The organism is Shewanella waksmanii (assembly GCF_043643685.1).
In the GTDB taxonomy this organism is placed as follows: domain Bacteria; phylum Pseudomonadota; class Gammaproteobacteria; order Enterobacterales; family Shewanellaceae; genus Shewanella; species Shewanella waksmanii_A.
In genome coordinates this window covers 426,442-439,581 of sequence record NZ_JBHZSN010000001.1, presented here as the reverse complement: position 1 = coordinate 439,581, position 13,140 = coordinate 426,442, and the positions used below count along the sequence as shown (strand labels likewise).

The window sequence follows — 13,140 nt, the reverse complement described above, 5'->3', positions numbered from 1 at the left end:
GTGTCACATTGTTTATCGTTTTAGGCAATTGATTCTGGTGGGATTATTGCCTAAACGATGATGATAAAACCGTAAAGGCAATTGTCAGGTTACCGCGTTGTTGTACTCAGGCTGGCACGTTCACAATCATATGACTCTTGTTGCCAAACAACCGGTTGCCAATAGCTGCTATCCATACCACGGTAAATCTTACCGTCATTGAATTGGGCGCCAATGTGATAGCGCTCATCAGCATCCACATTGATAGTCAACACTTTAGGTGTACGTGCAGCAAGCTTAACTTTTACTGCGGGGTCACTGATCAACTCTGCCACGGTAAATTCATAGCGTCCGGGGCTTAACTGGTAATTAGGCTTTGAAATAACAGGCTTACCATCGAGATGAGTCACAACAACACGATACAAGCTGTCTGCTTGTGGTGGCTCTAGATAACCAGACACGGTACCACAAACATTTTCATCGTCGGGCGCTGACGCACATCCCTGCAACCCCAGTATAATTGCAACCCATACAAGCTTACGCATTAACTCACCTTAGCGTCATCCACTTTCGGCGCAAAATAGTCCGATAAGAACTGCTCAAATGTCAGGCTATCGGCCTGCTCAATTTCAGCTTGTTGTTGTATCGATTGCTGTGCGGCATATTGATAACTGGCTTGAACATCATCGGGCAGCACATAATCTTGTAGCTCTTGATGGTACTGTTTCGCCAAGCCCATCACCCATTGTCCATGATCAAGTTGTTGTTCAAACAACTGTTGCATCAATTGACCCGACAACGTCAGATCTGGATTATCTACCGCTTGGTGCCACTTAGCTAACTCTTGCTGGTAGTCGCTACCCTCATCACCATCAAGCTGCTGGGCAATCTTGTTAAGATCAGTAAAAATCTCATGTAACCAAGCCACTTTGCTCACCTGCTGGCCATCGCGATTTAAGGTTAACTGTGGATCACGCCCCTGCAAAATCACTTTGTTGAGGTTGTCAGAAATGGCTTGCTCTTCAACGGCATCGCTGCTTGACGACGGCTTAAGCAAACAATATAGAATAAACATATCAAGAAAACGCACTTGTGAAGGCGTGATCCCAACACTGCTAAATGGATTGACATCCAGCGCTCTCACCTCAATATACTCGACCCCGGCTCTGGCGAGCGCTTCAGAAGGCTTTTCACCGGGTAAACTGACACGTTTAGCACGAATCGGCGAGTAAAACTCATTTTCAATCTGCAACACATTGGCATTGAGCTGGCGGTACTCACCATCAACTTTCACGCCAATTTGGGCAAATTTGTCAGAGGACATATTGATCGCGGCATCAACACCTTTAAGGTACTCATCCAGCGAGTTGTAGCTAATACTCAGGCGCTCTTGCTCTTTATTGGTGTAGCCCAAATCACTCATCCGCAATGAGGTCGCGTAAGGTAAATATAACGTGCCCTTACCCATTTTCTCAAAAGCGATATCGGTTTGTTGATCTTTAATAAATGAGCCACATAAAGCGGGAGAGGCACCGAACAGATAAGGCAATACCCACACCATGCGGCGATAATTTCGAATCAATCCGAAATAAGACTCAGAAATAAACTGACAGCGTCCACCTTCAGCACCTTGCACTTCATACAAGCGTTGCCACAATGACTTCGATACCGAGAAGTTAAAATGCACACCTGAAATGATCTGCATTTGTGCCCCATAACGGTATGTCAGGCCTTTACGGTACAAACGTTTCATTTGGCCGCTATTTGAACTGCCATAATCAGCAATGGGGATGTCTTCCACATTACCCACATAACAAGGCATGCTGACTGGCCATAACTGCTCACCACCCAAGTTTTGCACTGTGTAGGCATGGGTATAAGTCAGATCGGTAAACAACGAGTCGATGTCACCGTGAACCGGAGTTATAAACTCCAATAGAGACTCACTATAATCAGTGGTGATCCGAGAATGGGTTAACGCAGAGCCTAGTGCTTGCGGATGCGGCTGCATTGATAAATGCCCAGCATCATCAATTCGCAAGGCTTCGCGCTCGATACCACGGTGAAGATCCCTTAGGGCACCTTGGCTATTTTTATCGGAGAGTTGCTCGATCACTTCATTGAAAGATTTCAATCTCTTTGTCTCTCATTTGTCATTGTCACGGTTAGCTTATCAGACCTGCCAATCGAAACAGATATTTCATGCAATGCCCTAATCATAGTGCATTTACGTCAGTTTTATTTGCGCCTATTAACGCTAAAGCGGCACTCACACAGTGAATACCGCTTATGGTGTCTAATATAGGGTCAAATAACCAGATTACAACTCAAAATCTCTAACTGGATACCCAAGCGCCTTAATATCCGCCTCGATAGCCGCTTTATCACCCACAATCAACACCACCATTTTATGCAAATCAAGCTGCTCCCTCGCCACCTGATTCAAGGTTTCACGGCTTACACTGTTGATGAGCTCTGTTTGTTGCTCGGTATAATCATAAGGTAAACCAAAGCGTTGAATGCGTCGCATAAAGCCCGCTTTTTGGTATGGCGTTTCATAGTCTAATGCTTGAGATTGCGTAATTGAGCTACGCATAAACGCCAGCTCTTTTTCTGTCATCCCCTGCTTACGATACTGGTTAATTTCCTTGGCAAACTCAACCAAAGCCGGGGCTGTGACATCACTGCGAACACTGGCTGACGCCTCAAAAATCCCCAGCTCTTTGCCGCCAGCAAAATAGCTTCGCGCGCCGTAGGTATAACCTTTATCTTCACGCAAGTTTAAGTTGATGCGGCTATTGAATGCACCACCTAACGGGTAGTTCATCAAATAAGCTTTAAAATATTCACCGGTTGCGTCATAAGGCATGGCGCGCTTACCCAGTTTAATTACTGACTGCGCCGCACCTGGCTTATCAAGAATGTAGATCTTGCCACCTTTGACATTGGGCAAATCAGACAACGCAGGTAAGTTAACCGCTTCACCCTGCCATTGACTGAAAGGCTGCAATTTAGCCATCAGTTGCTTCTGGTTTAGATTGCTCACCGCCACCATTTGCGCATTACCGGCGCGGTACTGCTTATCATAAAACTGTTTTACATCATCCAGTGTCAGTGCCGCGACGCTCTCAAGTGTCCCTCGACTACTCACCCCAAGCGGAGAGTCTTTACCATATAACAGCGCATCAAAACCGGTAGAGGCTAAGAAATTAGGATCGGACATCATGTGCTGCAAACCTTGCAGCTGTTGCTGTTTAACTCGGTCAAAATCAGCCGGTTTAAACGCAGGGCTAAATAAACGCTCTTGCACAATCGCTAAAGTTTCATCCAACTTAGAAGTAAGCGCTGACACTTTGACGTAGCTTTGATAAACATTAGAGCCAAAGCTGATAGTACTACCAATCATCTCTAATGCTTGGGCTAACTCTTCGGTGCTGCGACTAGTACTTGATTCGTTCAGCATTGAAGCGGTCAAGCTGGCAAGCCCGGCTTGCTCACGCGCCACCATACGGTGACCACCATTAAGGTAGATCACCAGCTCGACTGTAGGCGTCTCTTCAGATTCCGTTCCCATGACCTCAATGCCATTACCCAGCTTACTGGTCCACAAACTTGGCACCTTTAACACTGGAGCAGGCCCTGCTGTAGGCATGATGCTGCGATCAAATGATGAAGTGGCGGCAACATAACTCTCTAAACCGGTCACTGCCTCTGCGGCCACTAAAGGCGCTGGTGCAACAAAAGTATCTTCATGGGCGATTAGCTGGCGCTGGCCTTCCGGCACAACACTCATCACTACCATAGGCTTGTCTTTTATATAGGTATTAAAGACGCGCATGACATCGGCTTTGGTGACGTTGGCGTAACGATTAAGATCGTAACCAATCATATTAGGGTTTTCAGAAAAGGTTTGGTTGTAAGCCAGTGTCGAGACTTTACCTTTAACACTTTGTAAGCCAAATATAGTATTGGCCTCAAACTGCACTTTTACTTTTTGTAAGTCATCATCCGTCACACCGCGCTGCTCAAATTCAGCGATAGAGTCCATCATGGTCTGCTCTATTTCAGCTAAACCAATGCCAGCAGCAGGATTGGCTAATGCATACATGGAGAACTGACAGGCTAGCTCTTGGCATGGATGACTCACGCCCGCTTGCACAGCTAAACCATCTTTGACTAAGTTCTTGTAGAAAATCGACGTCTGTCCACCGCCGAGGATGTTAGACAACAAATCCAGTGCTGCTTCATCTTGGTGGCGACCATATACCGTTGGAAAGGCAATTCGCAGCAGCGGCAGATGCACTCGATCTTCCATGGAGATATAGCGCGTTTCCGGTAAGGTAACTAAAACTTTGTCATCGGCTTTAACCTCGGGGCCGGTAGGAATTTCACCAAAGTATTTATTAACCCAGGCCAAGGTTTGTAATTCATCAATATCGCCACCGATAGTTAAGGTGGCGTTGTTTGGTCCATACCAGCGCTGGAAAAAATGTTTAACATCATTAAGATCTGCACGCTCTAAATCTGCTGGCCAACCAATAACAGGCCAAGAGTATTGATGCCCTTGAGGGTAGAATGCCTGATTAAAACGCTCACTCATGCGACCGTATGGCTGATTATCAATACGCTGCGCTCGTTCATTTTTTACTGTTTCGCGCTGAACCTCAAACTTTTCTGACGTCAACGCTGGCAAGAAAAAGCCCATTCTATCGGACTCGAGCCACAGCATTTTTTCTAGCTGATTGCTCGGCACGGTTTCAAAATAATTGGTGCGGTCACTATTGGTGGTGCCATTGAGTGTGCCACCTGCTTCAGTCACGGTTTTAAAATGCTGCTCATCGCCTACATTTTCAGAGCCTTGAAACATCATATGTTCAAATAGATGCGCAAACCCTGAGCGCCCAGACATTTCTCTGGCTGAACCCACATGGTAAGTCACATCGACATGCACTAAAGGATCGGAGTTATCTTGATGCAAAATGACGGTTAAGCCATTAGCTAATTGATATTTTTTATAAGGAATGCCAACTTCAGACTCATTGAAGCTCACGGACTCTACAAAAGACACACCGGCAGGTAAGTTGGTTGATGATTGTTGATTGGCACATCCAAGTAACGCCGCAGAAACTGCCGCCGCCAATATCCATTTTTTCAATGTAAACTCCTTTAGGCTTAGCGCCTATTCCTTAAAACATCAAATAAAACAACGCGAGTTAGTCGTCACTATAACCAATGCATTGCTGCCGCAGCAACTAACAGATAACGAATGCCTTTACCGATAAAAATCATGATGGTTGATCGAATTAGCGGTAACTTCATCCAGCCCGCTAACAAACACAGCAAATCGCCAATTACCGGGGCCCAAGCAAGTAATAGCGACCAAGAGCCGTAGCGCTGGATTAAGCGCAAACTGCGCTGATATTTGCCTGTTGCCATATCTTCTGGTGACTTTGCAAATCGTCCCAACGACCCAAGGTAGTAACTGGTAATCGACCCAAGCGTATTACCTATGGTGGCAACAACCACCAGTGACACCCAAATTGACGCATCATCATTGAGCAAAGCGGCAAGTAAAACTTCCGATCCACCTGGTAACAATGTTGCAGCAAGAAATGCAGCACTAAACATCAACCATAACGTTGTCATATTCTCTTACCTAATGATATTTCGTAATGTTTTGTTAATGGCTGTACTGTGCCATCACAGTGTTGCACAACCGTTAAAATTTAAAGATATTAAAACAAGCTTTATTATCACAATAAGTTATAACAAAAATGGTTTGTTGCGCAACACGGTCTATCTATAAAATGGCTCAATTAACGCGAAATTATTTATTTTTGCTATGCAACAGCAGAGCAGGCAAACTATGACGTTTCGCACAAAAATATATCGCAACAGCACTGAGGTATCGATTAAGGTGTTTTTTAATAACCAAAATTAATAACCACAACACTTAATCACCCCGGCGAATGTGCCTTAATCATTTATTTGGAATAGTAAACATGTGGCAGACAATCAAACAAATCCCTTTCTGGCAGAAGGTGGTAGCAGGCTTCATTTTAGGGGCTACCGTGGGTGTGATATTTGGTGAACAAGCAACAGTATTAAAACCACTCGGAGACTTGTTTATCTCCGCAATCAAAATGCTGGTTGCGCCGCTGATTTTCTGTGCCATCGTCGTCAGTATTACCGCTCTCGGTAACGATGTTAGCCTCAAGCGTTTGAGCTTTAAGACCCTCGCCATGTTCATGTTCACCGGCACCATAGCCTCAATTATTGGCTTAACTGTTGGTTCGATGATTGATATGGGCGGCACCATGGAGCTGGCAACATCAGAAGTACGTGAGCGCCATGTACCGGGATTTGCCCAAGTGTTACTGGACATGATTCCCGTTAATCCATTTGCCTCTTTAGCCGAAGGCAAAGTGTTACAAATCATCGTATTCGCAGCCTTAGTGGGTATCGCGATTAATAAGGTGGGTGAAAAAGCCCAAGCTCTCAAAAACACCATTGAAGCCGGTGCAGAAGTGATGTTCCAACTTACTCGCATGGTACTGCAACTGACCCCAATCGGCGTATTTGGTTTAATGGCCTGGGTTGTGGGCGAGTACGGTTTAAGCACATTGCTGCCACTAGGCAAGTTCATTGGTGCAATTTATATCGCTGCGCTAATCCATATTATTTTTGTTTACGGTGGCTTAATTAAATTTGCAGCCAAATTGAGCCCTGTACAATTCTTCCGTAAAGCGATGCCAGCACAATTGGTTGCGTTTACGACTGCATCTAGTTTTGGCACATTACCCGCCAGTACTCGCTGTACTGAGTCAATGGGTGTATCGAAAAAGTATGGTGCGTTCGTATTGCCAATGGGGGCGACGATGAACATGGATGGCTGTGGCGGTATCTACCCAGCTATTGCGGCCATCTTTATTGCCCAGATTTATGGTATCCCTTTAGAGATGAGCGATTATCTGCTTATCGCAGTAACTGCTACGGTAGCTTCAGTTGGCACAGCTGGCGTTCCAGGTAGTGCCATGGTGATGTTATCTGTCACCTTAGGTGTGGTTGGTTTGCCTTTAGAAGGGATTGCCTTTATCGCTGCTATTGATCGAGTTATTGATATGATCCGTACTAGTACCAATGTGACCGGAGATATGATGACTGCCGTCGTAGTAGGGAAATCTGAGGGACAGGTTGACGTCGACCAGTTTTATACCAATGACGAACCATTAAAGCCTGCGGCTAACACTTAAAAAGCCAACCTAAATCTAAAAAAGGCCACTTGATGTGGCCTTTTTAATATCCAGATTGGGCTTTGAAAACAAACACGTTATACTGATTACATAGCAAAGTTTATTGCAAGATAATTAAGGCCATTTATGACCAAACTCTTCTTCCTACCGATTATACTCTGCCTATTCTGGACACTCTTTTTGCACCTCAATGGCGTGCCACTAAAACAAGGGAAGAAAGGTTTTATCTATATTATCGCCATTAGCATGACACTGATCTTATCGCTATTATTCTTACTTTGGTTAACCGCCGGGCAAAATTTACGCAGTTAATTGCTAGGCTGCTGATGGTTCTGTTAACACCAATCCGCACAAAGATGTGATCGCTCAGCGAGAGTTTAGCGCTTCTGAGACAAGGTCATTAATTGCTCCTCGGTAACTGCTCCTGCGTTACTCTACCTCCTATATCTCTATAGTCGTGCATTAATGACATTTACCACATCTGACCTCCAGGGATGGAGGAAATGTCTTATGACTGTCAGGAACAGTCAAGACCATGTGGCTTGCAACGAATGAAGGGTATAGTTACTTACGTTCAAGTTCATTTACACAGTATCAGAAGTGCTAAAACTCGCCCTTTGGGCGCTTTTTGGCTGCCTATTTCTTCGTTGAATAACTTCCCAATAGAACCACTATGACTTTAGTTATTCGTCTCGAACTAGTTTGCCAAAAATAGCTCTGAGTAGTTCACTTTCTTATGCCGATTGGTATAACATTGCGCCCCCGCAAAAACGGCGCGACTATTTTCAGGAATCAATATGTCAGACAAATTCTTTTTTAAAGGCCGAAAAACGCCTAAGCCTAAGCATGAAAGCTACGGCTACAATACTAAACGCACGGCAAAACCTGGAACCGAGGAGCACCCTTTCAACCTCACGGTGACCACCGCCGAACGTCAAGCAGAAATCCAAGCACTGCTCGCTGAGCATCAGCTATTTGGCAATATTGAATTAGTTGCAGATGGCAGCGAAAACACGGCTGAGCTTACGGCTTACTTAAACAAACCCACTACAGCAAAAGTTGTTAGCAAACCTGGGCGTAACGAGCCGTGCAGTTGCGGCAGCGGTCTAAAATACAAACGCTGCTGCGGTTAATGGCCGGTAATTACAGGACGCGCTTTGCAAAGGTGTGAAGGTGCGCTTCAAGCTCATCTTCTGTTTTCGGTACACTGTCTAGTTTAAAGGTTAATGGATCACCACCATTGAGCATGAATACTGACAGTTCACCATGGTCATAGTGAAACCATTTACCATTAATACACAGATCGGTATAGCAGTTGGGTAGTAATTCCATGTTCGCACCTCTTTATAGCAACGATTTTTAGCAACTTTTTGTTAACTTAGAGTTGCAATATGGGATATAGGTCACCTTTATAAAAACCTAAATGTCGTAGGGGAACCATGATCTGTGTCAATTACCACAGTATTTTTCAAATATAACTGTGTCGATAACAGCATAAAGCGCTGAAATTATCGTTTTAAAGGCATAAAAAAATGCCATGATATCATCATGGCATTTTGTCAGTTCGGGTTTAGCCAGTTAAAGGCTAATGCGTTAACCTAACACAGCAATTAACACACCAGCTGCAACCGCAGATCCCAATACACCGGCAACGTTAGGCCCCATTGCATGCATCAATAGGAAGTTTTGCTGGTTGGCTTCAAGTCCAACACGGTTAACTACCCGAGCTGCCATTGGTACCGCAGACACTCCCGCCGCCCCAATCAACGGGTTAATCTTACCGCCAGAGAGCTTAGACATCAGTTTGGCCATGAGCACGCCTGAGGCCGTACCAATTGCAAAAGCTACTGCACCTAAGACCAAAATACCTAAGGTTTCAATCTGCAGGAATTGATCCGCTGAAAGCTTAGAGCCGACCGCAAGTCCGAGGAAAATGGTGACAATATTAATCAGCTCATTTTGCGCGGTACTTGAAAGCCTATCAACCACGCCAGACTCGCGCATTAAGTTACCTAGACAAAACATGCCAACAAGCGGAGTTGCAGCAGGTAAGAACAAGATAGTGAGTCCTAACACCATCAGTGGGAAAATAATTTTTTCCTTCTTACTCACCTCACGCAGCTGCTCCATCTTGATTTGACGCTCCGACTCTGTGGTGAGCGCCTTCATAATTGGCGGTTGAATAATCGGCACTAGTGCCATGTAGGAATAAGCTGCAACAGCAATTGCCCCAAGTAATTCAGGTGCTAACTTGGAGGCCAAGAAAATCGCGGTAGGCCCATCTGCACCACCAATAATGGCGATCGCACCAGCATCGGCCATGGTAAATTCAAACCCAGGAACTGCGTTCAAGGCAATCGCACCAATTAAGGTTGCGAAAATACCAAACTGCGCTGCCGCTCCGAGTAGCAACATGCGGGGATTAGCAATCAACGCGCCAAAGTCGGTCAGTGCTCCGACCCCCATGAAAATTAACAGCGGAAATATCCCAGTCTCAATACCAACATAATAGGCGAAATATAACAGTCCACCTTCATCGGTAAAGCCACCGTTGGGGATATTAGCCAAAATGGCACCAAAGCCAATCGGCAGTAGCAGTAGTGGTTCAAACCCCTTGGCGATAGCTAAGTAAAGTAGCGTTATGCCCACGGCCATCATTAACAGCTGACCACCAGTAAAGTTGGCAATCCCTGACTCGGCCCAAAACGACAATAATCCTTCCATGATAACTCCTATGCTATGCCCAGTAATTGGTTACCAACGGCGACAGAGTCTCCCTCTTTCACCCAAATTTTACTGACCACACCATCGGCTTCAGCACGCACTTCAGTTTCCATTTTCATCGCTTCAAGGATAATAACCACATCGCCTTGTTTTACGGCATCACCCGGCGCAACATTGATCTTAAAGATATTGCCCGATAACGGCGCATTCATCTCCACCTTCGTCGCGGCATTGGCTGGTGCAGCCGCTGCGGGTGAACTCGCTGGCGGAGTAAATGACACCACATTATCTGTGGCAACTATTTGATTGATATCGCCACCAGGTGACACCTCAACCACAAAGTTTTGGCCTTCAACATTAACGGTATAGGTCTCTGGCTCACCAGATGCCGAGGCTGTTGCCGTAGCGTTTGCAACAGCTACTTCTGGCTTAGGTTCAAATGCATCGGCATTATCACGGTTTTGCAAAAACTTATAACCAATCTGTGGGAATAAGGCATAAGTCAGCACATCATCATCAAACTCAGTAGCAAGACGCACCCCATCCTCAGTTGCTTTTTGTTTTAACTCTGTGCGTAAACTATCAAGCTCAGCGTTAAGATGATCCGCAGGTCGGCAAGTAATGGCCTCAGCCCCATCAAGCACTTTATCTTGAAGCGCTTTATTGACTGGCGCAGGAGTCGCACCGTACTCGCCTTTTAATACACCTTCGGTCTCTTTGGTCATCGACTTATAACGCTCGCCGGTTAACACGTTAATCACCGCTTGGGTACCGACAATTTGTGACGTTGGCGTCACCAAAGGTAAATAACCTAGGTCTTCACGAACTTTAGGGATCTCTTCTAATACCAGATCGAGTTTGTCTGACGCACCCTGCTCTCGCAGTTGATTTTCCATATTAGTGAGCATGCCACCAGGCACTTGTGCACGCAAAATACGAGAATCGATACCTTTGAGTTCACCTTCAAAGCTGGCATATTTTTTACGCACTTCTCTGAAATAGGCGGCGATTTCTTCAAGCAGCGCCATATCATAGTTAGTTGCACGGTCAGTACCTTCAACCATCGCGACTAAAGTTTCAGTGGCACTGTGACCATAGGTTTGGCTCATAGAGGAGATGGCGGTATCAAGGACATCAATACCCGCTTCAATGGCTTTTTGGTAAGTCGCTGTACTTAACCCTGTAGTGGCATGGCAATGCAGTGCTACCGTTAAGTCAGTTTGACTTTTAAGTTGGCTGATTAGGTCATAGGCTTCAAAAGGTTTCAGCAGACCTGCCATATCTTTAATACATAAAGAGTCGCAGCCCATATCTTCTAGGCGTTTAGCCATATCGACCCACGTCGCTAAAGTATGAACAGGGCTTGTAGTATAAGAGATCGTTCCTTGGGCATGCCCACCCACTTCAACAACTGATTTAACCGCTTTTTCTAAATTGCGCACATCGTTCATGGCATCAAATACCCGAAACACATCGACGCCATTATCGTGGGCACGTTCCACAAATCGGTGAACCAGATCATCGGCATAATGACGATAACCTAGCAAGTTTTGACCACGTAATAACATTTGCTGCGGTGTATTGGGCATGGCTTTTTTAAGTTCGCGAATACGCTCCCATGGATCTTCGCCTAAATAGCGAATACACGCATCAAACGTGGCACCGCCCCAAGATTCAAGCGACCAATAACCCACTTGATCGAGTTTCGCCGCGATAGGAAGCATATCCTCAATGCGAAGACGAGTGGCAAGAATGGACTGATGGGCGTCTCTTAATGCAACATCAGTTAATGCTAAAGGCTTGCTCATATAAACTCCCTAATTTTATGCTTTTGCTCGATACTGATGAATCGCTGCAGTAATGGCTGCGACAATCTTTGGATCGATATTATTATTGAGGTTATTCGCAGGTGCTTGCTCAGGCTCACTGCTCTCATGGCTCGAAGGTGTAGGCGCAAATTTCCACGCCACCACTTTAACCGCGATGATCAACATTGACAGGAATAGGAAAACCAAGCCCATACCAAGTAGCATGATGCCAAAGGCATCTACTATCTGTTGTGTAATTGCGTTCATACTTCCCTCTTCATGTTTAATAACTGCTTCATGCCAGTGGTTAACTTAATGCATTTTTAGGCAGTATCAAACTGCTATTGCTGCGAGGCTATTTGCACCATATTGGGCAAATATTCGCTTCCAAGATTGAAAACCATAACTAATCTATAACAAAAACGCGAGCCTTTTGTAAATTGGTCTTACCAAAATTACGATAACCAAACTCAGCCAAGCAGTGATTTCTCATTTTTTTAGCACCAAAAATGCAGATATGATAATAATTTAGCCTCCACAATTAATTTTTTCGCAAACTGAGACACTTCGGTGTAAAAATTGATTCCTTTAAACAGAACATTAGGCATGAAAAACAATTTTATGCACTTTACCCACCTAAAAATTCACAAAACAAATCACTATACCAAGCTAGAGGTCACAACAATAACGCCATTGTATGCTTTGTGTTCTAAGGCAGTTGTTCTGTGCCAGATACCGAACGTGACATAAAGTCCTCTGCAAGCGTCATTTTGTCAGCTCACCAGTTTGGTGCATCCTGACGCTGGCAACACAATAAGCACTAGGGCAAAAAACTGCTTCACAAAATAGCCTCGGCTCATCTAATTAAAAATGAGTCTGCTAACGAGAAAGCAGGCAATAACGGCCAATAAAAAACTCAGGGTAGTACTGAGACTAAACAAGTTAGGCGCGATGAGTTATCGACAATACCGCCACAGTAAATGGCTCATAGCCCTAATAAAAAGCTAGTGGCCCCACATAACAGTAAGCGAACAATGATGAGACAAATAGATATCAAGCACCCTTGCTCAGATTTAATTGAGCTGGGCACAAATAAGCTAGGCTAAAACAATCAGGGCTTTAACCAGTCTGATAGCAATGAGCATGGCTAATATAAGCAAGATAGAAATGCCCTAAATAACGGCAACAATCTAAGATAAAGCAGCGCTGGGCTCATACCAATCGGTATAAGATATCAATGCAGAAGTCGTGGAAATACAGGCAATAAAAAAGCCCGCTGATCACTCAACGGGCTTTAATAATGGCGGAGAAGGAGGGATTCGAACCCTCGATGGGAGATAAAGCCCATACTCCCTTAGCAGGGGAGCGCCTTCGGC

General features: G+C 45.0%; 11 protein-coding genes. 3 read left to right on the top strand and 8 right to left on the bottom strand.

Translation table 11 applies throughout. The features are described 5' to 3' along the window. Nucleotides 1-89: 89 nt before the first annotated feature. The 4 genes from ACHUFW_RS01935 to ACHUFW_RS01920 form a co-directional block, all read right to left on the bottom strand. A complete protein-coding gene (locus ACHUFW_RS01935) occupies nt 90-524 on the bottom strand; it encodes a hypothetical protein (protein ID WP_394200298.1) in 435 nt (144 codons plus the stop codon). After that, a complete protein-coding gene (gene gshA / locus ACHUFW_RS01930; RefSeq protein ID WP_394200297.1) occupies nt 524-2,113 on the bottom strand; it encodes a glutamate--cysteine ligase in 1,590 nt (529 codons plus the stop codon). The genes ACHUFW_RS01935 and gshA overlap by 1 nt, the downstream gene beginning before the upstream one ends. 186 nt (nt 2,114-2,299) lie before the next feature. Continuing rightward, entirely contained in the window at nt 2,300-5,134 is a 2,835-nt protein-coding gene (locus tag ACHUFW_RS01925; RefSeq protein WP_394200296.1) for a M16 family metallopeptidase, read from the bottom strand. Between the two features lie 68 nt (nt 5,135-5,202). After that, entirely contained in the window at nt 5,203-5,625 is a 423-nt protein-coding gene (locus ACHUFW_RS01920) for a YqaA family protein (protein ID WP_394200295.1), read from the bottom strand. 356 nt (nt 5,626-5,981) lie between these two features. Between ACHUFW_RS01920 and ACHUFW_RS01915 the strand changes: the two genes are divergently transcribed. From ACHUFW_RS01915 to ACHUFW_RS01905, 3 genes are all read left to right on the top strand, one after another. Beyond that, nucleotides 5,982-7,232 (top strand): dicarboxylate/amino acid:cation symporter, encoded by a 1,251-nt coding sequence (locus ACHUFW_RS01915; RefSeq protein ID WP_394200294.1) that lies wholly within the window; start codon nt 5,982-5,984, stop codon nt 7,230-7,232. A gap of 126 nt (nt 7,233-7,358) precedes the next feature. Next, a complete protein-coding gene (locus tag ACHUFW_RS01910; protein WP_084632593.1) occupies nt 7,359-7,544 on the top strand; it encodes a hypothetical protein in 186 nt (61 codons plus the stop codon). A 485-nt stretch (nt 7,545-8,029) separates the two neighbouring features. Then, a complete protein-coding gene (locus ACHUFW_RS01905; RefSeq protein WP_394200293.1) occupies nt 8,030-8,365 on the top strand; it encodes a PBPRA1643 family SWIM/SEC-C metal-binding motif protein in 336 nt (111 codons plus the stop codon). A gap of 10 nt (nt 8,366-8,375) precedes the next feature. On the opposite strand, the gene ACHUFW_RS01900 is transcribed toward ACHUFW_RS01905, so the two are convergent. From ACHUFW_RS01900 to ACHUFW_RS01885, 4 genes are all read right to left on the bottom strand, one after another. Continuing rightward, entirely contained in the window at nt 8,376-8,564 is a 189-nt protein-coding gene (locus tag ACHUFW_RS01900; protein WP_394200292.1) for a hypothetical protein, read from the bottom strand. A gap of 261 nt (nt 8,565-8,825) precedes the next feature. Further along, entirely contained in the window at nt 8,826-9,956 is a 1,131-nt protein-coding gene (locus ACHUFW_RS01895; RefSeq protein ID WP_394200291.1) for a sodium ion-translocating decarboxylase subunit beta, read from the bottom strand. Between the two features lie 8 nt (nt 9,957-9,964). After that, on the bottom strand, nt 9,965-11,764 hold the full coding sequence (oadA, locus tag ACHUFW_RS01890; protein ID WP_394200290.1) for a sodium-extruding oxaloacetate decarboxylase subunit alpha: 1,800 nt from the start codon (nt 11,762-11,764) through the stop codon (nt 9,965-9,967). Nucleotides 11,765-11,779: 15 nt separating this feature from the next. Further along, a complete protein-coding gene (locus ACHUFW_RS01885; RefSeq protein WP_394200289.1) occupies nt 11,780-12,031 on the bottom strand; it encodes an OadG family protein in 252 nt (83 codons plus the stop codon). Between the last annotated feature and the right edge of the window lie 1,109 nt (nt 12,032-13,140).